The 21,324-nt window shown below is 69.0% G+C and carries 19 protein-coding genes and 1 pseudogene; 10 read left to right on the forward strand and 10 right to left on the reverse strand.

Features of this window, described 5'->3' with window-relative positions:
* Positions 1-85: 85 nt before the first annotated feature.
* The 3 genes from ACZ6R9_RS05525 (at position 86) to ACZ6R9_RS05535 (ending at position 2,300) form a co-directional block, all read left to right on the forward strand.
* Entirely contained in the window at positions 86-973 is an 888-nt protein-coding gene (locus ACZ6R9_RS05525) for a class I SAM-dependent methyltransferase (RefSeq protein ID WP_465536669.1), read from the forward strand.
* Between the two features lie 287 nt (positions 974-1,260).
* Positions 1,261-1,692 (forward strand): hypothetical protein, encoded by a 432-nt coding sequence (locus ACZ6R9_RS05530; protein ID WP_465536671.1) that lies wholly within the window; start codon positions 1,261-1,263, stop codon positions 1,690-1,692.
* Positions 1,693-2,003: 311 nt separating this feature from the next.
* Positions 2,004-2,300, forward strand: a complete 297-nt coding sequence (locus ACZ6R9_RS05535) for a hypothetical protein (RefSeq protein ID WP_465536673.1) — start codon at positions 2,004-2,006, stop codon at positions 2,298-2,300.
* Positions 2,301-2,660: 360 nt separating this feature from the next.
* Here the strand turns inward: ACZ6R9_RS05535 and ACZ6R9_RS05540 are convergent, their stop codons facing one another.
* The 7 genes and pseudogenes from ACZ6R9_RS05540 to ACZ6R9_RS05570 form a co-directional block, all read right to left on the reverse strand.
* Positions 2,661-2,813: a hypothetical protein gene (locus ACZ6R9_RS05540; protein WP_380480420.1), complete on the reverse strand. Its 153-nt coding sequence runs from the start codon at positions 2,811-2,813 to the stop codon at positions 2,661-2,663.
* 107 nt (positions 2,814-2,920) lie between these two features.
* Positions 2,921-3,250, reverse strand: a pseudogene (locus ACZ6R9_RS05545) (phosphotransferase); the annotation flags it as partial.
* Positions 3,247-3,720 carry a phosphotransferase gene (locus ACZ6R9_RS05550; protein WP_465536674.1) on the reverse strand — a complete coding sequence of 158 codons (474 nt, stop codon included), beginning with the start codon at positions 3,718-3,720 and terminating at the stop codon, positions 3,247-3,249. The gene ACZ6R9_RS05550 and the pseudogene ACZ6R9_RS05545, both read right to left, overlap by 4 nt.
* 183 nt (positions 3,721-3,903) lie before the next feature.
* Positions 3,904-4,821 (reverse strand): XamI family restriction endonuclease, encoded by a 918-nt coding sequence (locus ACZ6R9_RS05555; protein ID WP_380479895.1) that lies wholly within the window; start codon positions 4,819-4,821, stop codon positions 3,904-3,906.
* Complete coding sequence (locus ACZ6R9_RS05560) at positions 4,778-6,427, reverse strand: Eco57I restriction-modification methylase domain-containing protein (RefSeq protein ID WP_465536677.1); 1,650 nt, start codon at positions 6,425-6,427, stop codon at positions 4,778-4,780. The genes ACZ6R9_RS05555 and ACZ6R9_RS05560 overlap by 44 nt, the downstream gene beginning before the upstream one ends.
* Positions 6,428-7,620: 1,193 nt before the next feature.
* Positions 7,621-8,088: a VapC50 family PIN domain-containing toxin gene (locus tag ACZ6R9_RS05565; RefSeq protein ID WP_465536679.1), complete on the reverse strand. Its 468-nt coding sequence runs from the start codon at positions 8,086-8,088 to the stop codon at positions 7,621-7,623.
* A gap of 387 nt (positions 8,089-8,475) precedes the next feature.
* A complete protein-coding gene (locus ACZ6R9_RS05570; RefSeq protein ID WP_465536681.1) occupies positions 8,476-9,033 on the reverse strand; it encodes a hypothetical protein in 558 nt (185 codons plus the stop codon).
* Between the two features lie 383 nt (positions 9,034-9,416).
* Here ACZ6R9_RS05570 and ACZ6R9_RS05575 point away from each other — a divergent pair, with 383 nt between their 5' ends.
* From ACZ6R9_RS05575 to ACZ6R9_RS05585, 3 genes are all read left to right on the forward strand, one after another.
* Positions 9,417-9,818 carry a hypothetical protein gene (locus ACZ6R9_RS05575; protein ID WP_465536682.1) on the forward strand — a complete coding sequence of 134 codons (402 nt, stop codon included), beginning with the start codon at positions 9,417-9,419 and terminating at the stop codon, positions 9,816-9,818.
* Between the two features lie 44 nt (positions 9,819-9,862).
* A complete protein-coding gene (locus ACZ6R9_RS05580; RefSeq protein WP_465536817.1) occupies positions 9,863-13,375 on the forward strand; it encodes an NACHT domain-containing protein in 3,513 nt (1,170 codons plus the stop codon).
* Positions 13,376-13,726: 351 nt separating this feature from the next.
* Positions 13,727-15,265: an LCP family protein gene (locus ACZ6R9_RS05585; RefSeq protein WP_380488141.1), complete on the forward strand. Its 1,539-nt coding sequence runs from the start codon at positions 13,727-13,729 to the stop codon at positions 15,263-15,265.
* A 7-nt stretch (positions 15,266-15,272) separates the two neighbouring features.
* On the opposite strand, the gene ACZ6R9_RS05590 is transcribed toward ACZ6R9_RS05585, so the two are convergent.
* Positions 15,273-16,781: a serine/threonine-protein kinase gene (locus tag ACZ6R9_RS05590; RefSeq protein ID WP_465536684.1), complete on the reverse strand. Its 1,509-nt coding sequence runs from the start codon at positions 16,779-16,781 to the stop codon at positions 15,273-15,275.
* Positions 16,782-16,982: 201 nt separating this feature from the next.
* Between ACZ6R9_RS05590 and ACZ6R9_RS05595 the strand changes: the two genes are divergently transcribed.
* Together ACZ6R9_RS05595 and ACZ6R9_RS05600 are read left to right on the forward strand one after the other, a co-directional pair.
* Positions 16,983-17,588: an RNA polymerase sigma factor gene (locus tag ACZ6R9_RS05595; RefSeq protein WP_465536819.1), complete on the forward strand. Its 606-nt coding sequence runs from the start codon at positions 16,983-16,985 to the stop codon at positions 17,586-17,588.
* Between the two features lie 9 nt (positions 17,589-17,597).
* Positions 17,598-18,509 (forward strand): CU044_5270 family protein, encoded by a 912-nt coding sequence (locus ACZ6R9_RS05600; protein ID WP_465536686.1) that lies wholly within the window; start codon positions 17,598-17,600, stop codon positions 18,507-18,509.
* 141 nt (positions 18,510-18,650) lie between these two features.
* Here the strand turns inward: ACZ6R9_RS05600 and ACZ6R9_RS05605 are convergent, their stop codons facing one another.
* The gene (locus ACZ6R9_RS05605) at positions 18,651-19,043 is read right to left on the reverse strand and encodes a DNA-binding protein (protein ID WP_465536688.1); all 393 of its coding nucleotides are present in this window, start codon (positions 19,041-19,043) and stop codon (positions 18,651-18,653) included.
* A complete protein-coding gene (locus ACZ6R9_RS05610; RefSeq protein WP_380488148.1) occupies positions 19,043-19,297 on the reverse strand; it encodes a hypothetical protein in 255 nt (84 codons plus the stop codon). Before ACZ6R9_RS05610 ends, ACZ6R9_RS05605 begins: the two co-directional genes overlap by 1 nt.
* 156 nt (positions 19,298-19,453) lie before the next feature.
* Here ACZ6R9_RS05610 and ACZ6R9_RS05615 point away from each other — a divergent pair, with 156 nt between their 5' ends.
* Both ACZ6R9_RS05615 and ACZ6R9_RS05620 read left to right on the forward strand, forming a co-directional pair.
* Positions 19,454-20,431 (forward strand): ABC transporter ATP-binding protein, encoded by a 978-nt coding sequence (locus tag ACZ6R9_RS05615; protein ID WP_465536690.1) that lies wholly within the window; start codon positions 19,454-19,456, stop codon positions 20,429-20,431.
* The gene (locus ACZ6R9_RS05620) at positions 20,431-21,225 is read left to right on the forward strand and encodes an ABC transporter permease (protein WP_465536692.1); all 795 of its coding nucleotides are present in this window, start codon (positions 20,431-20,433) and stop codon (positions 21,223-21,225) included. The genes ACZ6R9_RS05615 and ACZ6R9_RS05620 overlap by 1 nt, the downstream gene beginning before the upstream one ends.
* The last annotated feature ends 99 nt before the right edge of the window (positions 21,226-21,324 follow it).

The raw sequence follows: 21,324 nt of genomic DNA on the forward strand, positions 1-21,324 counted from the left end.
CTGCCCGAATCGCGCTGTTTTGAGAAGCCCAGGTCAGAGGCCGGAGCGCGGAGCCACGAGACCTAGACGGCACGAAAGGAGGCAGATGGCCGACACACCGGACGAGACGCCCAGCAGCGATCGGTCTGTCGACGCCATCCGCCGCTACTACGACGACCTCGGCGAGGAAGAACACGACCGACTCACCAAGGACGTCGCGGGCCGGGTGTCCTTCGAGGTCCACCGCCGCTTCCTGGCCCAATATCTGACGAAGAATCAGCGAGTCCTGGAGATCGGAGCCGGCCCCGGCCGCTTCACGACGGTGCTCGCCCAACACGGTGCTCGCGTCGTCGTCACCGACATCTCGCCCGTCCAACTTCACCTGAACGAGCTCAACGTCACCGCCGCCGACCACGAATACGCTGTCGAAGCCCGTCACACTCTCGACATCCGCGACACCAGCCGCTTCTCCGACGCGTCGTTCGACCTGGTCCTCGCTTACGGCGGCCCACTTTCGTACGCGTTCGACCAGGAGCACCAGGCCCTGGCTGGCCTTCTCCGCATCGTGAAGCCCGACGGCGTCGTGGTCGCCTCGGTGATGTCCCTGTGGGGTAGTTGGCGGGCCCGCTTCCCCGGCGCCACCCAACTCGCCATCCGCTACGGCACCGACGTCACCGACGCCGTCATCCGCACGGGCGATCTCCGCCACGTCCCGGGCATGGCCCACGTCTGCCACATGTTCACCTGGGAACAGCTCGCCACCCTTGTCGCCAACTGCGGCGGCGAGATCGCCGCTGGATCGGCGAGCAACTGGGCGAGCCTCGAAGACCCGACGGTCCTGGCGCACGTTGAGAGCCGCCCGCAGCTCTGGGAGCGGTTCCTCGCCTATGAGGCCGAGGCCTGCGCCAGCCTGGGTGCCCGTGACGGAGGCACCCACATTCTCTTCTCTGTCCGTCGCCGCCACCGCGCGATGACTGGTGAAGTCTCCAGGTAAGGCGTGTGCCGAGGCGATGGTGACGAGCAGGAACAGTCGTTCGTATTCAATCAATTGTCAGTGGCGCGCATCACACTTCCCGTATGGCATTCGTGGCACACCACCCTCGCGTCGGCCTCCTTTATGCCGTTGAGGACGATCTCGGCCAGCCGGAGGAGCCAGGTCTGTGGGAGCAGATCTACCGAAGCAAGGAAGCTGCGGTGAGCTGCCCTGGCACCGACTGCGGTCGGCCGATATGGGCTCGGCAGTACAGGCGTCGCGACTGGGCGGACGGGAGCGGGGGCTCCATGATCACGGCCCGCAACTTCGTCCACGCCAAGGGAGCCGGAGCCGCGTGTGCATTCACCGTCGAGTCAGCCCTCCGTAAGGCGCTGAAGGACCGCATGGTTCAGATCGCGGGCCAGTACGGCTTTCACGCCGTTCCGGAATGCCGTGGATACGGTGCTGGCCGTCCCGATGTCCTGATCCTCTCGGGCGACGGCCTGACGGTCGCGTTCGAACTCCAGCTGTCACCCCTGCCCGGAGTCGAGATCGCGCATAGAACGAAAAGCGCTCTGAGCAGCGGAATCGACCTCGTGGTGTGGGTCACCGACACGGCCCGACCGGACTGGGAGAACAAAGCCCCCTACGTGCTGCTAGCGGACCTGCCCTCGGTGGCTGGTGTACGGGACGGCCTGCCCGTTTCGGTCGCCGCCGGCATCAACAACCCCTGTCTTTGACTCGCGGCACGTCCACTACGGCCAGTGCACCGTGTATCTGCAGAAGGTCGGTTGCCCTGGCCACGTCTGGTGGCAGCCGACGGCAGGGCATACCTCGCTGGAGGAGTTCACGGCCGATGTGGTTACCGGCGTGATGGTCGCGGCCCACATCGCACGCTTGCCTGGCCCTTCGTGCGGAGCGGTGGTTGTTCACGCCCAAGGATCTGCTTGGCGGACTCGATGCTGATGAGTTCGCTCCAGACACGGATCCTGTCGGGCGGTGACGACCCAAGCAGTCAGTACTGCCTCAGAGGCACGAATCCACCCGCGAGTTGACCAACGAGTACCGCCGGAAGCTCGGCCCGGCCGAGGACGAAGCCCTCGCGATCACTCAGAGCATGAACAACAGAGCGGTTCAGGCGTACGTCAGGCAGCGGCAGCAGCACGACGGAGATGATGCGGTCACCTACGTGAGCGTTCATGAGCCGGGGCTGTACGCCAGCGATGGTCCCGAAGCTCACAGAGGAAAGATCCTCATCGTGCACCGGCGCAAGCATCAGGAGGAGCTACTGGGAGCCGGCTTCTCCCCCGACGCGGTGCGTCTTCACGATCGGGGAATGATCACCTGAGGGCCTCGCCCGCAGGCGGGGTCAAGGGCGGCGTGACCGCAGCCCGACCGACCGCTGACGATCGGAGTCCGCGTGCCGGACTCGGCGGAACTCGGCCGCCGGTTCAAGGCCGCCGGCGTCCCCGTTCGCTTCCTGTACGAGGACTGGACGCAGGCCCCGCTCTTCCAGAATCCCGAACTGGCTGCCCGCTTCTGGCCGCACCTGGCCCAGAGCCCTACCGGCCGCCGACCCAGGACGAACTGCCCAACTACTACCGGGCGTTGCGGCAGATGGTCGTGCTGAAGGTGCCGCAGCTCCCCGCGCCGGACTACATGGAGCAGGTGGCCGAGGCCCTCGCCACCGTGCTGATCCGCACGCTGGTCACGGCATAGCCGCGAACGCCTCCTGCACCGCCTCGCGCCACTCGGTCCACCAGGCCAGGAACCGCTCGGCGGGCAGGAAGAGGTGGTCGCAGGAGTGATCGTCGCGGTCGTAGTGGAAGACCAGCTGCCAGTAGTCCGACATGCCTTCCACCACAGCCGCTCCACCGCGTCCGCCAGGGCCGGCACCGGGATCGGCACCATCGAGCGGTAGCCGGCCACGAACGCGGCTGTCCGCTCCAGGTCGAGGAAGCCGTCCTCACCGCCGAACTGCACCGTGGCGGTGCGGGCGACCTCCTCACCGAACGGGCGCACGCGGATGCGGTCCCAGTCGATCACCCCAGCGATCTTGCCGTCGCGCCACAGTACGTTGCGGTGCTGCACGTCGCCGTGGGTCCAGCCCACGGGGTCGAGCGCCACCTCCGTGCCGGGTCGCTCACTGCCGAACTTGTCCAGAAGCACTTTGCGCTCGCTCAGCGCCTCTGCTGCTGCAACGTCGAAGGCCGTCGGACTCTCCAGAGCGGCGATCAGCGCCAGGAAACGGTCCGCCTCAGCGCGTGCCGCAGCCGGCGTCGTCACCTGGACGGTCACATGCTGCGGACCGGGGGCAGCAGGCGAGCGGTCCGCACGTCGTTCAGGTTCTGGTGGATCTGGCCAAGCAGGAATCCGAGGTCCGTCACCTGGTCCAGGGCGAGTGCTGTTCCTGGTTGATGGCTGTCCTCCGTCCACGGGACCAGCGAGTACCCGCGTCCCGCGATTTCCGCCACCGTCTCTCCAGTGGCGGAAACCAGCGGTCGTTCAACCGGGACGTCGACGTCAGCCAACTCGGCCAGGACTGCCAGGTTCCGGCGGGCGAGGGGCAGCGGCACGTCCATGATCCGCTTCAACGCGAACGCGCCCTGAGTCGTTTCCAGCCGCCAGTTGCCGTTCATCAGGCCGGTCGACAGGAAGTGGCACTCTCGAATCTCGCCAAGTCCAAAGGACTCGGCGAGCATAGGCAAGTCTCGCTCGACCTCGCCATAACGTGAGCCGCTCAGGATATTGCCAGTCGCTTCCGTCACCCAAATAAGAGTAGCGGGGTGGGCGGACCAAGGCGCGAGGTTTGGCCTACGTGCCTATCTCCTGCCTACTTGCAGTGATCATCGCGGCCAGGGAAGCTGAGGACAGCGGGTCGAGCCCACCATGCCTCCTGTAATACCTGCGGCCGCCATTCTGGCGGGGACCCCGATGTTCGATCTGGCTCATTACTTGGCCTGCTCTAGAAACGCTTTGAGCGGGCTCATTTCGTGGGCCCAGAACAAGTACAATCCCTTATCTTGAGCGTATTCGAGGTTCTTCAGGGAAAAAACGCCAGAAAGCATTGCCGCAGGGACGACGTTGACCGAGCCGAACTCGCTGGTCCACCCCGTAGCCTTCACAGCAGCATCGTTGTTGATGCGCTTGTAGCTGTTCGTTCCGCTGTTTGAGACCTTGCACTCTATGGGCATAAGTCGGCCATCGAGGAGGCGTACAGCAATATCCGCCTTGCGTGATCCCACCAGGGTCTCGCCGCAGAACTCTCCGGGCTTGGGGGCCAGATTGATATTAGGAATCGGCCGAGTGGGAACTTCCGTGAATCCACACTCATCGGAAAGGAAGGATTTTACCGCCGACTCCTGCGTATTCTTCCCGTTGTTTCTGCGCCAGGTCTCCATCCATCGAAATGCATGCATCGCGGCCGTCGAAACTGATGCCGTATTACGCTCGGCTTCACTGGCTTGCCGCCCCTCGCCGATCCACGGAAATCGCTCACGATCCAATCCGAGGAGAATGATCTGCATCAGCTGCTTAGCGGCTTCCGGATCCTTCCTCACCTTCGAGGGGGCGGTAGTTGTATCCGCCAGGATGCGGAGATCGTCGTCACTGATGGGCGGAGATGCTAGATACCGGGCAACATCTTTCAGATCGGCATCCCCTAGGACATCTGCCGCTGATTCCTCGATCGTTTCAAGATCGACGGTCATTTCCAGGATGGTGTCGATCGCAGCCTTAGAAACCTCGAATTGCGACAGATACTGTTCTAGTGGCTCGCCCGTTCGCTCATACCTGAAGATCTCGATCGAAGCCTGGCGTTCGTGCTCAAGTTCGCTCGGGCCCCAGGTGGGCGGCATCTGCTGCGGCATGGTGGAGCAAGACCTCCGGGTGCGGCACAGGGAGCCGCTCCATCTCACGCGGCTCAAACTTAGTCAGGCCGCCAGCATAGGTCCGACCCTGGCCCAGCGTCACTGAGGTCCGAAGATAACGGGCCAGGCCATCGAGGGCCGCCGTCGTGAGTTCATCACGGGGGTAGAGGCCGTGGGCGATGTTGATGTGGCGTGCTCCTGCGTCGTTGCGGACGAAGGCTGGCGGCCGGCGCGCCATGTAGGTCGCAAGGATCGGGGCTGGGGCGCGGAGCCCGACGCTCCACCATGCCTTTCGGGCTTTCGCAATATACGTCTCATCGGCGCCTTGGCTCTTGGCGATACGGAGGAAGCGTTCCACTTTGCGGCGTGATGCTGTATCCAGCTCGTCGAGGTCGCTAGGCAGGTCGATCACGACTCGCAGTGAAGACAGGTCGTTCAAGGACTCGCCAGCAGCGAAGAGCTCCCTGGCCTTGGTGATCGATGGATAAAGCACCTCACCCGGCAGCTTCACTGCGGCTGGGTCGGCCACCCACACCGCGTTTGCCCCGGTAACTTGGCCGCGGTGAACACGGCAAAGCTCGCCGAGCTCGACCAGTCCCGCGTCGAGCTTCGGGGTTACGCGGACGAGGGGGCTCCAGCGGGCGGCCTCCTGGAGGCGTTCCCGGCTGACTACACGTCCGCCCTCAAGGCTGCCGAGGTCCTCCACGGACTTCACGGGCCGCAGGCGCATCGACTCAACTGAGGAACCCACGGTGAAGCATGAGACTGCACCAGTCGTAGTTGCGTCGGCGAAGGGTGAGGCCGTCGGATCGATCATGTGGACTGCTTCCCCGCCCAGCTGGTTGAGAAGGAGGTCTCGCACGAGGCGCCCATAGTTCACATCCAGCCATTCGGCAGAAGTGATGAAGGCACCGATGTCACCGGGCACCGCGTGCTTGGCAGTAGCCAGGAAGAAATGGACGTGGAGGCCCGCCAGCTGACTCGCGGGGAGCTTGAAATCGGACGCCTGGCGAGTAAGCCACTTCTTCCACTCGGCGTCGATCTGATGGTGCCTGACATAGGGGGGATTGCCGATGAAGGCGGTTATGCCATCATGCGGCGTCAGCTCAAGCTTCCGATAGTCAACGAGCTCGATTCGGGCTCGCGACGCCATGTTGTTGACGGCCAGATTCGCACGTGCCATCAGAGTTGCGATCGGATCGATATCTGCACCAAAAAGGAAGGCCTTCGGCCATTCGCGCCCCGCGGCCAGAAGGTAACGTCCTGAACCAACTCCAGGGTCGATCACCCGTGTGGGAGTGCCCTTCGCGGCCGTCCACTTGATCATGCTGCTGACAATGGGCGCAGGGGTATAGGTCTGCCCCATGGGTCGACGGCTCTCAGCGTCGCGGATCAAGCAGAAAGCATCGCCCAGTGGATCAAGACCCGCCCGGATGAGATCCGTGATTGCCACCAGATCGGCGCCGCCAAACGTGGCCTTGTTGGCAAGCTCCTTCTCCTCGTCGGACCATCCGGGAACCTGCTCGGCACCCAAAGCGAGGGCCACACTTACGAGTGAGGACAGATCGTCAATTTGAGTCATGGGGCTCATCTTTTCGTTCTGCATGCCGACGGACTGTCCAATCCAGTGATCTGCGGTAACTGCTACTTCGACCTAGCGAGGGCGGGGCGTGCGCGGTCCAGGTACGGCTGAAGCGCAGCCTGCCGGGGAACCGCTACTGCGTCGATGGCGTTGACCAGCTCGCCGAAATCATGGTCATCGAGCGGAACCAGGGTTCGCCTGATGTGCGTCGCCCAGGAGGCCGGGAAGGTCCTCAGGCGGGGGACAAGATCTGCGAGCACTGGTCCGCCGTCCAGTGGTGCTAGCGAGGTGATCTCCAAGTCGCAGCCGCGTGCGAAGGACCGCTCTCTAAACTGGACCGGAGGGTCGAGGACAGCTTCGCCTGATCGAACCCGGGCCATGGCGACCAGCCGTCCCCGATCGCGGGTCGGATTTCGGAAGCACCCTCGGGTCGTGTAAATGACGAGCTGGTCGTTGACCTTTAGAGTCGAAGGCGCCTTTCGGCGACTAGGCGGGAAGGCTGCACGCTGCGAGTCGAGGATCCAGCCGAGCGCCTCGCGGTCGGACACGACGAGCAGGTATCTGGCGGGGACTTCGGACACATGTCGACCGTACTAGTGTCGACACGCTCGTGTCCAATGACACGCCGGATGGCGGCTGCGCCTCTGGGGTCGTTCGTTTGCGCTTGGGTACTGAGGTGGGCCAGTGTCGAGTCGACGAGGCTCGTAGGGTGGGGCCCGGAGAAGCGTCCGCACGACTGGAAGCCATCTGGCGGCGAAGGGCAAATCCCCATGGCTGGCAGGCCCTGACCGGACGGGTTAGAGCCTGCGTGATGGTGGTCTCTATTGAGGGCTTCGGCCTCATGAGGCTGTGTTGCCGAGGATGCCCCTGCGTGAGCGATGCGTGAGCGGACTGCGTGGCAGAGACCATCAGACGGAGGACGGACCGTCACCAAGTGCACCGATACGCTGCAGAGACGGCAGGAGGCAACCCGCACCGTCCCGCCGGAGCACGACCGGCGTTGATCTTTTAATCCGTAGGTTCAGGGTTCGAGCCCCTGGCGGCCCACTTGGAAGGACGGGGTCACACCCTTTCTGACCTGCAACGCAGCACCCCGGCTGGTGCTTTTGGCGGGGTGCTGTTGCGTTTCGGGAGCGCGTGCGTGAGCGGGATGGTTGACATGCTGTCAGGAGGCGCCCTGCTTGTCCGTCGCCGAGAGGGCGGTGCGCAGCACCTGATCAGGCGTGCGGCAGTGGGTCGGCGCGAAGAGCGGTCGAAGACTCGATCAGTCCTGAGCGTTCCAATTGCAGCAGGACTTCGTCGAAGGTGACGGGCGGGTTGCGGCGGCTGTCCGCAATCTCGCGGGCACACGAGTACACGACGCGCCCGTCCATGTCGATCAGGTCCATGACGAAGTCGTCGGGGGACTTTCGCTCGATGTCCCATTCGGCGAGGTAGTCAGGTGGGAAGTCTTTGAGGTTGTTCGTGACGATGACCTGAGCGCCGGCCTTGATGGCGGCGGTGAGGACGTGCCGGTCGTCGGGGTCGGGCAGTTTGAGCCCCTCGATGAGCGGCTCGTAGTTGGTGACGAGGCAGTCTCGGACGGCATTGTTCATGCGGCGTCGCCGTTCGGCGTTCTTCTCCGGTGAGATGCCCCGCTCGATCAACGCTCGGTCGACTTCGTCCAGGATTTTTGCTCGGTCCACTTGGCTTGGATGATGCCGGTTAACGCGAGGCGTAGGAGCCATCAGTCGACGCTGGGGTCGGTCACGGGGCTGTGCCAGCGCATCTACACCCCAAAGTCACACCGAAGCCCAGCGGCGGCCGTGAGGGGCTTGTCGGAGGTCGCGGGTACGTTCCGGCGGCATGAGTGATCACGAGGTGACGCTGGTCGAGATCTCGATCACGCCTACTGAGGCCCGTGAGCGTGCCGCAGCGGTACGGGAGTGGCTGCTCGTCGTGGGTGTGATCGTGGCGAACCCGACTCCCGGGACGGATTCGTTCGGGAGCTCGGGCAGCGCCTGGGGCCGCGTTGGCGCGTGGTTTACGGACACTACTGACGGGCCGGTGGCGCGAGGCTCACCGGCACGTCATCAGGGTGCCAAGTCGAGCCAGGTGGTGCGGTGTTCGTGGTCGTCGGGCGGCAGGCCGGTGGCGAGGCCGTTCTCGTCGAGGGCGTTGTGGATCCACAGCCCGGTGCCGCCCAAGGCCAGGGCGAGGCCGGTGAGGACCCAGGCCGGCGAGACCTTGCGGTAGGACAGGTCGGTCGGGCGGACGCCGTACTCGGTGAGCCCCACTGCGTCCACCGTCCGTCCGACCACGTCCCGCAGGGCCGGGTGGGCGTCATCGCGCCACTGCAGGGTCCAGTCGTTCCACCAGGTCGGGCCGGCGGTGGTGTCGATCGGGTCGTCCCAGGTGACCGACAGGTCCTCCAGGCGGTTCACGCACACCGCGACCCGCTGTCCGCCGATCTCCAGCAGGACGGGTAGGTCGGCGAACCACTCGTCCTCCTCGACAATCCACACGCCCCAGGCCCGGGTGACCGTCCGGCCGACCAACTGCCGGAGTCGCGCGCCCTCGTGCTCTGCGAGGTCGGACGCGCTGCGGTGCCAGTGCGGTTGCCATCCCTCGATACCCCATGTCGGTTCCATGGCGTACAGCCCACACCCTTGCCAACCGGTGGCGCCACTCAAATCGGCGGTCACGCCCGGACAGGGGCCACGCTGACATCGGCGTGGGCGGGGTGTGGGGCTGGGCCGGTCCAGATGCGTGAGCGATGCGTGAGCGGACTCTGCGACACCATCGCCTTCGCCGCCACCCTGCACAGCGTTGTTGTGACCTGCGGGCGAAGGAAGCGCGTCAGGTCGGGTGCCGTGCGGCGGTTCGTTTGGGCGGGGTGGTGCGGTCGCCGGTCGGTGTCGATGGGGCCGAGCACCGCGATCAGTGGTGGTGAGCGGGGAACGGCGGCTGCATTCCGCCCGCCCGGGTTCTGTCCTACTCTCGAGGTCCACGGGGCGACTCAGGGGAGGGGCCGATGGAGCAGCTCACCGCTGAACTTCTCATGATGCTGGCGGGCGGGGCCGCGGGGGCAGCGGGCCGGAGTGCCTGGCAGTCGCTTGTCGCGCTGGTCCGGCGCCGACCTGCCGAGGATGCTGCCGGGCAGGACGCTACCGGCCTGCCCGAGCTGGAGGCGTTCGAGGCGGATCCGGGGAATCGTGCCCGGGCGCAGCGGCTCGCGGACGCGTTGATGGTCCGGGCCGAGCGGGATCGCGAGTTCGGGCGTCGCCTCGCGGGTTGTCTGCCCGCGCGCGGCAGTGTGCACGTCGATGGCTCCAACACGGTCTCTGGAGGGGAGCAGGGCACCGTGGTTCAGGCCCAGTACATCGGTGCCATCCACAACATCGGCAATCCCGGTGGCCGGGGGGCGGCCGGCTAGGAGAACGAGGGGTGTCCAGGCGAGGGGCTCCGTGGCGTTTGACGGTGCACAACGAGGTGCGCGGCGGGCGGCAGGAGACGGTCGTCCAGGTCGGATACCTTGAGCGGCTCACCGTGCACGTGGGCATCGGGTTCCGTGGGCTGCTGGCGCTCCTCGGGGTCGTCCTGCTGGGTGCGCAACCCGTCTTACCGCTGCCGCCGCAGCTGGCGGTCAGCCCGGTTCTTGCGGGCTGGGTTCTGCTCGCGGTCGCGCTGTTCTGGGAGTTGCTGGGGCGGGCGCTCGCGGTACGGCGGCGACGTAGGGAAGCCTCCTGGAGTTCGCCCGCTGTCCTCGATCGGGTGGCCGACGAGCTTGCCGCGGTGCTGCTGGACCGGTACCGGGACGACGAACGGCTGCGGCAGGCCGACAACCCCGAGTCGATCGACGTGCTGTGGAGGGAGGTCGGCGGCGACAGGGGCGGCCACCCCGCCGAGAAAGGTGCGGTCGCACCACCCGGCTCCCTGGCCGCGTACTTCCGCCGTACGCCCGGTCGGCGGCTCGTTCTCCTCGGGCCGGCCGGTGCCGGGAAGTCGGTTCTCGCTGTGCGGCTCGCCCGCGACCTTCTGGCAGGACGGCAGGCCGTCGCCAACGATGCGCGTGGTGAATCCGAACCGGTGCCCCTGGTGCTGCAGCTCGCCTCCTGGGACCCGGGACAAGGTCTCGACACCTGGGCGGCCGGCCGGCTCGCCGCCGAGTACCCCGAGGTGTGTACGCCGGTGCCCGGTGCCTCCCCGGAGGTGGTCGCAGGCCGCCTCATCGGTGCCGGGCGGGTGCTGCCGGTCCTCGACGGCTTCGACGAGCTGCCCGTGGCGAACCGTGCGGCCGCCTTCGACGAACTGGCGGCCCTGCACAGCACCCGGCCGTTCGTGCTGACCAGCCGCCCGGCCCAGTACCGTCAACAGGTCCCCGTCGACAGCGACTTCCTGCGTGCCGAGGTCGTCCTGTTGCCGCTGTCCTCGGCTGCCGTCGGACAGTACCTGAGCGCGGGCGGCCGCAGGACGCGGTGGCGCACCCTGGTGGACCGGCTCGTCGACCCCGTGGATCGGACCCGCGAGGTCGTCCTGTTGCGGCAGGCCCTGGATGTGCCTCTGATGGCAGGCCTCGCCCGGGTCGCGTACGGGCACGCCGGCACCCACCCGGACGAACTGGTTCAGCCGGGCCGGTTCCGCACCGTTCAGGAGATCCAGGGGCACCTGTACACCGCGTACCTGGACGCGGTCTACAGCTCCTCGCGTTCCGAGCGGGCACTGCGCGGCGGGCGCTCGCCGGAGGAGGCCCGCAGGTGGGCCGGGTTCCTCGCGGCGCGGATGAAGGCGGCGGGCCGTACCGACCTGTCCTGGTGGACTCTCGATCGTGACGTCCCCGCGCCGGTCCGGGTGCTGGGGCTGCTGCCCGCTTTCCTCCTCGCCTGGCTGATCGTCAGTCTGTTTGATTTCGGGAAGCCGTGGTGGGGCGACACCGTGCCGGTGTCGGTCCCGGGCGGCTTCGCGATCGCTGTGGTGGTCGTCCTGGGCCTTGCCGTGCTGTCCGTGGTGCGGGGAAAACCCGATTGGCAGCGCGCGCCCCAGAGCTTGGAGATGCCGAACGGCGACAGCCTGCGGCAAGCGCTCCGGGAGGTTCGGTGGAAGGCCGGCTCGATGACCCTCGGGTTGCTCGCGGGTTGGGTGACAGCCCTGACCTGGAGGTCGGCCAACGGAATCCCGAGCGTGAGCCTGGCCACTGCCGTCGTGCTGACGGCCTGCGTCAGATGGCTGGTCCACCAGGTGTGGCGGCCTGCTGACACGGCGCCGGCCGCGTCCCCGGCCCGCCTGCTCGCCCGTGACCGGCGCGCCACGCTCGCATTCGGCTGGCTGGGGCCGCTGGGAACCAGGAAGACCTTGGACAACGAGAACCTGGTATTTCTGATGCTGCCGCCGCTCATGGTGGCGTTCTGGCAGCTGATGCTCGGCAGGGGCCGGGTCTCCGCAGCCGACTGGGGTGTCGTCGGGGTCGGCAGCCTGCTCTGCTGGCAGCTGCACGCCGTCGCCGTGTCCGCGTGGGGCCGGTTCGCCGTCGCCAGGTTCTGGCTCGCGCTGTCCGGACGGCTTCCGCTGCGGTTCCTGGACTTCCTGGAGGACGCGCACCGGCGTGGGGTGCTGCGTCAGTCCGGCGGTGTCTACCAGTTCCGCCACATCGAGCTGCGCGATCGGCTCGCGGCCGACGCGGACGTCCCGGAAGGGCGTGAGGGCCCCGCCTCCTGGACGGGCGGCCTGCTGTTCCGGGCGGTGCGTGGCGCTGTGGCGATGGTCGTGTTCGCCGCCCAGATGACGATGGTCACCGGCGCCACGAGCGCGCAGCCGGGCCCATGGCCGGTGCGGGCGTTTCCCGAACCCTGCTCCCTGCTGGAGCAGCGGGATCTTGCCCGGCTGACGGTCGACCGCATGCAGTACGCCCACCCGCCCGTGGACGAAGGCCGTGTGGCTACCCGGACCTGCACGGCCGCCGAGCAGTCACCGTTCGCCCCCGATGTGCGCATCACGATCAGTACGTTGCTGTTCCGACCGTTCCGATTGGCTGATGCGACGAGTCAGGCGTCCCAGTACGTCGAAGAGTTGCGGAGAAAGACCGCGAACCGGGAGTCGCCCGTCCGGGGTCTCGACGGGCTGGGCAACGAGGCCTTCCTCACGATGAGGCCCGAGACGGACTGGGGGCCGCACGTCTACTGGACGGACCAAGGGCCACAGACCCTGCGGGGTTCGGCCGTGATCCGCCGTGAGAACGCCGTGCTCTTCGTCTCCTACGCCGAAGAGTTCGCCTCCGAAACCCGGATGGCCGACGTGCTCCGGGTCCTGGCGGACCACGCCGCGGAACGCGCCGGCTCCGGATGGCGGCAGGGTGGCGGCGACACTCCGGCGAGCCTGGACGGCATGCCGAGGAGCCCGGTACCGGACAAGGGAAACCGCTTCGCCTACTACCACCGCGACTGGCGCGACAAGGCGTACGGCGCGTCCTGGGGCGACGAGGAGCGTTCCCGTGTGTGGCACCTGAGGTACCTGCCGTTCGCCTTCCGCGGGCCGAGAGAGCTCGACTGCAAAAACACCGCCAGTGAGGAGGAGCGGAAACTCCAGCAGCTGGTGGTGTACACGTGCGGTCCGGCGAAGGCGGCGCAAGCCCTGGGGGTTGCCGGGCCGGATGTCAGCATCGAACTCGCGGCGTTCTACTGCGGCAGTTCGTGCGACGACACCGCAGCGGAGACTCTGCTGAACCGCGACCGCGCGAAACACCCGGAGAGGCTCGACTGGAAGCGCGTCAACCCCTGGGCGCTGTACGCGGAGTGGAGCGACGAGAAGGCCTCACCCGGGCCGGGACGTTACGGGATGCTGCTGTACCGGACGGCCGCATGGCGGCAGGACGGCGAGCTTCAGGTGATGCTGGTGTGGCTTCGGGTGGAGACCTCGACGGAGGAGAGGGAGCTGGCGCAGAAGATCGTCAACGACGTCTACGCCCAGGCTCTCGGCAACCGGAACGTCGCCGACTGAGGTTCCAGGGTCAGAAGGCGTTCTCGGTGAATGCGGCGAGGGCCCGGGCGCAGGGCGGCGGTGACGGGGACGTGGGTGGCGGGGGTCGGGCCGCAGGCAGGCAGGCGTTCAACCCCGGTGCGGGGGCAGCGCATTCGTCCGATCCCACCCCCGCGTGCAACATCTGCGCCCCCTTGTGCATCTATTAGGGGGAGAAAGCTCGGAGGGGCCGGGCGACGGGGGTGCGATGTGATACGCGGACAGTCCGACACCGTCGAGCCGGCGGCGGACGAGGGAGAGGGACGGGTGCCCCGGCAACGGTCGCGGGGCGGGGGCCGGCGGGGCGCCAAGCAGGGGCGCGGGCGGCGCGGGTTGAAGATCGCCGCCTGGAGCGTGGCCGGGCTGGTGGTGCTGACCGTCGGAACGGGCGGCTACCTGTACATGCGCTACAACGGCAACATCAAGTCCGCGCCGCTGTACGCCGGTGAGAGCGGGGACGCCGGGCACGAGGTGCCGGACGAGTTCGGGCGGACCCCGATCAACGTCCTGGTGATCGGCTCCGACTCGCGCGACAACCCGGAGGACTGTGAGATCGGCGGCGACTGCGGCCCCGGTGCCAACGCCGACGTCCAGCTGCTGCTGCACGTCTCGGCGGACCGCTCGAACGCCACCGTGATGAGCATCCCGCGTGACCTGGTGACCGACCTGCCGGGCTGCCAGGACACCGAGCACAAGACCAAGTCCAAGGCCGGCCGCGGGCAGATCAACTCCACGCTGGCGTACGGCCCCGGCTGCACCGTGGCCGCCGTGCACCAGCTCACCGACGTGCCGATCGACCACTTCGTGAAGGTCGACTTCGTCGGTGTGATCAAGATGTCGGACGCGGTGGGCGGCGTCCCGGTGTGCGTCAGCGACAACGTGTACGACCCGTACTCGCACCTCAAGCTGACCAAGGGCAAGCACACCCTGAAGGGCATGGCAGCGCTGCAGTTCGTCCGCACCCGGCACGGCTTCGGGGACGGCGGCGACCTCGGGCGGGCGGCCGCCCAGCACGCCTTCCTCGGGTCGATGATCCGTGAGCTGAAGAGCGCCGGGACGCTCACCGACCCGACCAAGGTGCTGTCGCTGGCCGACGCCGCCACCAAGGCGCTCACCGTCGATCCCGGCCTGGACGGGATCACCAAGCTGGTCGGCCTGGCCGACGACCTGAACAAGGTGCCGCCGTCCCGGGTCACCTTCACCACCATGCAGACCGGGCCCGACCCCAGGGACGACAACCGGCTGGTGGCCGGCCCCGACGCGAAGAAGCTGTTCGCGTCGATCAAGAACGACCAGCCGCTGAGCGCTGACCCGAACGGCGCGAGCAGCGCGCCGCCCTCCTCGCCGCCGCCCGCCGATCCCAGCTCCGCCCCGCCGACCAACAGCACGCCGCGCAAGAACATCGCCGTGACGGTGCGGAACGGCAGCGGCGTCACGAGCCGGGCCACCGCCCTGGTGGAGGCGCTGCGCACGGCCGGGTTCTCCAAGGACACCACCACGGGCAAGAACACGCCCACCGAGCACAGCACCGTCCGCTACCCGGCCGGGAAGGAGGCCGAGGCCAAGCAGGTGGCCGCCGCGCTCGGCATGCCCGAGAGCGCCGTCGAGGCCGGCACCGGCAGTTCGATCGAGCTGCTGATCGGCACCGACTGGAAGTCGGGCACCACCTTCCCCGGCGGCGCGCAGGGCGGTTCGACCGCCCCCGTGGACCCGGCCGCCGCGCTCAAGGGCGCCGAGGCCACCACCGCCGACAACGAGAACACCTGCGCCCAGGTCAGCCACGACAACACCGTCAGCCTCCCCGGCTACGGCGGCATGACCCCGATAAAGGCGTTCGACCGCAGCCCGGACATCCCGGTCTCCGCGCCGTGATACGAGCTCAGCGCCGCCTCCGGTGGAGCAACTGGCCCGCCAGCAGCACCGCCGGGGCGGCGAACGCCGCCACGTGCAGCAGCCACCAGCCCGGGCCGTAACCGACGTGCAGGTGGGACACGATCGTCGACGGCAGGGCATGCACCAGGTGCGGGTCGGCACCCCGCAGGTCCGCGACCAGCAGGCGGACGGGCAGCACCAGGGCCAGCAGGTACCCGGTGGCGCGGACGGCCACCGGGACCCTGGGCGGGCACCAAGCGGCCAGCAGGGCGGCCAGCGTCGGCAGCAGCCACAGCCAGGACAGCGTCACGGCGCTGCCGCCGGGCACGGGGAACCCGTCCAGACCGAGCACCTCGAACAGCGGGGTGCGGGCCCGGTTCAGCGAGAGGGCGGCGGCCGGCGGAAGTTGACTGTCCGGGTGGAACGCGAACGCGTTCAGCGGCATCGCCGCACCGAGCACGGCCGGCACCAGCAGCGGGAGCAGCACCGTCACCACCGCACGGCGGGCGGCCCGTGGGGCGGCAGGCTCGGGCGGCGGCGCGGCCGGGACGGTCGGAGCGTTCGGTGAGTTCGGCACGCCCGGCGCGAAGGCCGGCGGCGCGAAGGCCGGCGGGGCGGGGACGCCGGGCAGCGCGGGGACGCCGGGCGGGGCGGCCGGGTGCGGCACAGTGGCGGCGGCCGTCGGCGGGTGCGCGCCCAGGTGCGGGGCGAGCATCGCCGCGGCGCGGGCGCCGTCGAGGCGGGCGGCCGGGTCCTTCGCCAGCAGGCCGTCGATCAGCGGCGTCAGCGGACCGGCCAGCACGCACGGCGCGGGCGGCTCGAACAGGACGGCGGTGAGGGTGCCCACCGGGGTGTCGCGGCGGAACGGCAGCCGCCCCTCCACGGCCTGATAGAGCGTCGCGCCCAGCGAGAACAGGTCCCCGGCCGGGTCGGCGGGCCCGCCCTGGGCGCGCTCCGGCGCGATGTAGTCCACCGACCCGACGAACATGCCGGACGCGGTCAGCGCGGTCTGGTGCTGCTGGACGGCGATCCCGAAGTCGGCGAGCAGCACCCGGCCGTCGTCCGCCAGCAGGATGTTGGCCGGTTTGACGTCCCGGTGGACGATCCCGGCGCGGTGCGCGGCGTCCAGCGCGGCCAGCACGGCGGACGCCACCCGGGCCGCCTCGGGGACGGGCAGCGGGCCGCCCTCGGCGATCCGCTCGTGCAGCGACCGCCCGAGGATCAGCTGCATCACCGTCCACGGCGCGCCGCCGTCCAGCACCACGTCGTGCACCCCGACCACGTGCGGGTGGTCGCGCAGCCGGGCCGCGTGCCGGGCCTCGCGCTGCGCCCGCGCCAGCAGTTCGGCGTGCTCGGCGGCCGTCCCGCTCGGCGGCAGGCGCACCTCCTTGAGGGCGACGTCCACCCCCAGGGTCTCGTCGTGCGCCAGCCACACGCTGCCGAACCCACCCGCCCCGAGCGCCCGCACCAGCCGGTACCGGCCCCCGACGAGCCGCCCTGCCCGATCCTCCGTCACCCCGACCCCCGTTCCTCGCCGTTGCCCGGCAGTCTCGCAGAACTCCCGTGCCCGGTAAGGGCGTTCCGGGCCGCAGCGAAATTCTCGCCGAATCCGCCGAACCGGGCCCCGGCGAGCTGGCAATAGAGGGTGGAAGCGTCCCGAGAAGCCGCGCGAAGGAGAGCCCATGTGCAGGACCGACCAGACATTGGCGACCGGCCGATGGGGGGTGGGCCGGTGACGGCGGTTCTCGGAACGGACGCGCCCCTGCGGGAGGGAGCGGACGACGACGCGACGGTCATCGGGGCATCGCTCGCCGAACCGGACCGGTTCGGCGAGATATACGACCGGCACGCCACCGCGGTGCACCACTACCTGGCCCGGCGGATCGGCGCCTCGGTGGCCGACGACCTCACCTCCGAGACCTTCCTGTCGGCCTTCCGCATCCGCGGCCGCTACGACCAGGACCGCTCCGACGCCAGGCCCTGGCTGTACGGGATCGCCACCAACCTGCTGCACCGCCACCAGCGCACCGAACGCTCCGGCTACCGGGCCCTGGCCCGTAGCGGCGTCGACCCGCTGGCCACCGACGACCACGCCGACACGGTGGCCGCCAGGGTGACGGCCGGCGCCCAGGCCCGGGAGATCGCCGGAGTACTGGCCCGGCTGACGGCGAAGGAACGCGACGTCCTGCTGCTGTTCGCCTGGGCCGAGCTGACCTACCAGGAGATCGCCGAGGCCCTGCGGATCCCGGACGGCACGGTCCGCTCCCGGCTCAACCGCGCCCGCCGCCGGCTGCACACCGCACTCGACCACCCCACGCACTGAGGAGTCACCGTGAACGAGATCACCCGGCTCGCCGAATTCCGGGCCGACACCGAACCGATGACCACCCACGCCCGCCTCCGCGGCCGCCTGCAACTGGCCGACGCCATCGCCGGAAAGCCCGCGGCACGACGGGGCCGACGGCTCACCACACGCCGAATGCTGGTCGCCGCGGCCCTGACGGCGGCGCTCACCGCGGGCGTGGTCAGCACCCAGATCGCCGGACCGGGCGCGGCCGAGTCCAGCGCCCGGGCGATCTCGGCACTGAACCTCGCGGCCGACGCGCTCGCCGACGCCCCGAAGCCGCGGCCGGACCAGTTCGTCTACATGGAGATCCTGCACACCACCGACAGCTCGCAGGGCACCAGCGAGATGTGGTACTCCGTCGACGGATCGAAGCAAGGCCTGGTCCGGCCGGCCAACCAGGGGATCGAAACCAGCGTCACCAGGGCCCCCCACGAGGCCGGCCCCAGTCTCCTGGGGGCCCCCTACAGCGCCCTGACCGCGCTGCCGACCGATCCCGACGAGCTGCTGCGGCGCATCGAGGCGGACCCGTCCGTGCAGGAGGACCAGGTCCGGACCCACGTGAGCCGCGAGGTGGCGATCTGGAGCCTGATTCGCTCGATCATGGACAGCGCCTGCCCCGCTCCCCAGCAGGCCGCACTGTTCCGGGCCGCGGCCAAGCTGCCGAACATCTCCTACAGCGCGGAGGCGACCGACGCGCTCGGCCGCAGCGGCGAGGCGGTGTCCATGCTCGACCCCCGAGCGGGGACCGTCCAGCTCATCCTGGACCGGAAGACCCACGCCTTCCTCGGCGAACGCGTCATCGGAAAGCCCGGGTCGCCGGCCGAGGGCAAGGTCGTGTACAGCAGCGCGGTGCGGAAGGTCGCGATCGTCGACGCGACGGAACAGCTGCCGTCCTGACCGGGCGCAACAGCTGCAGCGCAATTGGTGACGAGTTGCGGCGGCGGGCATGAGCGGACCGGATGTTCCCGGTGGGACGCGGTGTCACGGAGGTTTCCGCGGCGCCGCGTTCGGCGTTCCGGGCCGCCGGTCGGCGCAGGTTCAGAGGCCGAGGACCAGGACACGGGGGCCGCAGAGCAGCGTCAGATCCTCCGGGTCCGCGGTGAGGACGGTGACCGGGTCGGGGACAGAGCGGGCGATCACGGCGAACGCGGCTTCGCTGGCGTACTTGTGGCCGTGCAGCCGGTGTTCTCGGAGCAGCGCCGCCGCCTGGTTGCCGATCTCGCGGGTGACGTCGTGGACGTCGATGCGGGAAAGGGCCCAGCGGATCCGAGCCGGGTGGGCGCGGGCATCGTCCGCCTCGATCACGGTCATCGCCGTGGTGCCGACCCGCACACCCTCCGCGGTGGCTGCCTGTACGAAGGCGGCGACCTGGCGGTCGTTCAGGTAGAGGCGGGCCAGGCCCTCGCTGTCCAGGAGGAGGGTGCCGGGCATCAGGCGGCCGTGTCGTCGGCCGAGGCCGGCCGGTCGTGGCGCAGCAGCGCGCGGGCGGCGTCGATCTCCTCGGGGGTGAGTGGTTCGTTGTCCGCCTCGAAGTCGGCGACGATCTCGCGGAGCTTGTCCATCGCCACGCGGTGCTCCAGTGCCTCGGCGACGTAGGCCGAGAAGCCGCCTGGGCCCACCTGGCTGCGGATGCTCTCCGCAAGGTCCTCGGGCAGGCTGACCGAATACTTCTTGCTACCGCTCATGCTCCCGATCCTACCGGTGGTGGCAAGAGGCTGCGTGGAGTGCTGCGGGCCCCGGGATAGGGGTCCGATAGCCGGGTCGGTTCGGGCCGATAGGGGTGGCCGGGAAAGTAGTGCTCACAAGAGGCGAACCTCCGCCGAATCGTGAGGACTCGGATGATGATCGATTACCAGAACCGTACGGCGTCGGGGGGGACGACGTCCCCCCTGGCGGCTGAACTGTCCAATGTGGTCAAGCGGTTCACCAACGCCAAGGGCGAGGTGTTCACCGCCGTCAACGGGCTGGATCTGCGGATTCGGCGGGGCGAGGTGGTGGCGTTCCTCGGGCCGAACGGCGCGGGCAAGACCACGTCGATCGACATGCTGCTGGGGCTGACCCGGCCGGACGAGGGTGAGGTGCGGCTGTTCGGGGTGAGCCCCGAGCAGGCGGTGCGGGCCGGGCGGGTGGCGGCGGTGCTGCAGTCCGGCGGTCTGCTGCCGGACCTGACGATCGAGGCGACCGTGCACATGCTGGCCTCGCTGCACCCGGGGGCGGACCCGGAGCGGTGCATGGCGCGGGCGAACATCACCGAGCTGCGGGCCCGCCGGGTGGCGGCCTGCTCGGGCGGCGAGCAGCAGCGGCTGCGTTTCGCGCTGGCGCTGCTGTCCCGGCCGGACTTCCTGGTGCTGGACGAGCCGACGGCCGGCATGGACGTGGTGGCCCGGCGGGACTTCTGGGCGGCCGTCCGGGAGGACGCGGCGCGCGGCATGACGGTCATGTTCGCCACCCACTACATGGAGGAGGCGGACCAGTTCGCCGACCGGGTGGTCATGATCAACAAGGGTGCGGTGGTGGCCGACGGCTCGGCCTCCTCGATCCGCGCCGCGACCAGCGGCCGCACCGTCTCGGCGGTGCTCAGCCCGTACGAGGCGGGCGTGGTGTCCCGGACGCCGGGCGTGCGGGACAGCGCCGTCCGCGGTGAGCGCACCTACTTCACCTGCACCGACTCGGACGCGCTGCTGCGGGTGCTGGTCGGCGAGACCCAGGCGCGGGACATCGAGGTGGCGCCGCGCAGCCTGGAGGAGGCCTTCATGGCCATCACCGAGAACGCCGGCCGCGCCGGGAGCGCCGCCAACGCCCAGAAGGAGAACGTCTGATGGCCGCCGTCGCGGCGCCCGCCGCCGCCCGCACCTCGGTGTTCAACGGGGTCAACCCGACCTTCATCCGTTACGAGCTGCGCCGCCGGTTCAACCGGCAGACCACGATCTTCACGGTGCTGCTGCCCGCGGTGCTGTACCTGGCGCTGTTCCGCACCGGCCCGTCCGGCGGCGCCAACCTGCCGCACGGCAACTTCGCAGCCTGGATGATGATCGGTCAGGCGGTGTACGGTGCGGCCACCGCCGCGGTCAGCTCGGCCGCCACCATCTCGGTGGAGAAGTCCGTCGGCTGGATGCGGACGATCGCGATGAGCCCGCTCACCCCGCCCGGCTATCTGCTGGTCAAGGTGCTCTGCTCGGTGCTGATGGCCGGTGTGCCGGTCGCCATCGTGGGAGTGCTGGGTGCGCTGACGGGGGCCGAGGCCGACGCCGGTGTCTGGGTGACCTCGCTGCTGGTGGCCTGGGTCGGGGCCGCGGTGTTCGCCGCGCTCGGCATCGGCATGGGCCTGGCGCTGAAGCCCGACGTGGTGATGCACATGCCGGGCCTGACCATGACCGCCCTCGCCTTCCTGGGCAACCTGTTCATCCCGCTCAGCGGCGTGATGCTGGAGATCTCCCGCTACACCCCGATGTACGGGGTGGCGACGCTGGCCCGGTACCCGCTGAACGACGGCTTCTCGTTCCACGGGGAGCACTCCAGCGTGGCCGGCGCGGTGTTCAACCTGCTGGCCTGGTTCGCCGGCTTCTCGTTCCTGGCGATCCGCCGCTTCCGCAAGTCCACCGGCCGCCCGTAAGCACGCGGCACACCCCCCCGCCGGGCGCCCCCGCGCCCCTGCCACACCCCGCCGGGCGCCCCCGCGCCGGGCGCAGGCCCCACTCGAAAGGAGGTTCGA

This window comes from Kitasatospora sp. NPDC048662 (assembly GCF_055587065.1).

Excerpts from the sequence above, each read along its gene's own strand:
- ACZ6R9_RS05615 (WP_465536690.1), top strand. The coding sequence starts at position 19,454 with ATGATCGATTACCAGAACCGTACGGCGTCGGGGGGGACGACGTCCCCC.
- ACZ6R9_RS05595 (WP_465536819.1), top strand. The coding sequence starts at position 16,983 with ATGGGGGGTGGGCCGGTGACGGCGGTTCTCGGAACGGACGCGCCCCTG.
- ACZ6R9_RS05570 (WP_465536681.1), bottom strand. The coding sequence starts at position 9,033 with ATGGAACCGACATGGGGTATCGAGGGATGGCAACCGCACTGGCACCGC.
- ACZ6R9_RS05560 (WP_465536677.1), bottom strand. The coding sequence starts at position 6,427 with ATGCAGAACGAAAAGATGAGCCCCATGACTCAAATTGACGATCTGTCC.
- ACZ6R9_RS05575 (WP_465536682.1), top strand. The coding sequence starts at position 9,417 with ATGGAGCAGCTCACCGCTGAACTTCTCATGATGCTGGCGGGCGGGGCC.
- ACZ6R9_RS05605 (WP_465536688.1), bottom strand. The coding sequence starts at position 19,043 with ATGCCCGGCACCCTCCTCCTGGACAGCGAGGGCCTGGCCCGCCTCTAC.
- ACZ6R9_RS05555 (WP_380479895.1), bottom strand. The coding sequence starts at position 4,821 with ATGCCGCAGCAGATGCCGCCCACCTGGGGCCCGAGCGAACTTGAGCAC.
- ACZ6R9_RS05530 (WP_465536671.1), top strand. The coding sequence starts at position 1,261 with ATGATCACGGCCCGCAACTTCGTCCACGCCAAGGGAGCCGGAGCCGCG.
- ACZ6R9_RS05620 (WP_465536692.1), top strand. The coding sequence starts at position 20,431 with ATGGCCGCCGTCGCGGCGCCCGCCGCCGCCCGCACCTCGGTGTTCAAC.
- ACZ6R9_RS05610 (WP_380488148.1), bottom strand. The coding sequence starts at position 19,297 with ATGAGCGGTAGCAAGAAGTATTCGGTCAGCCTGCCCGAGGACCTTGCG.
- ACZ6R9_RS05525 (WP_465536669.1), top strand. The coding sequence starts at position 86 with ATGGCCGACACACCGGACGAGACGCCCAGCAGCGATCGGTCTGTCGAC.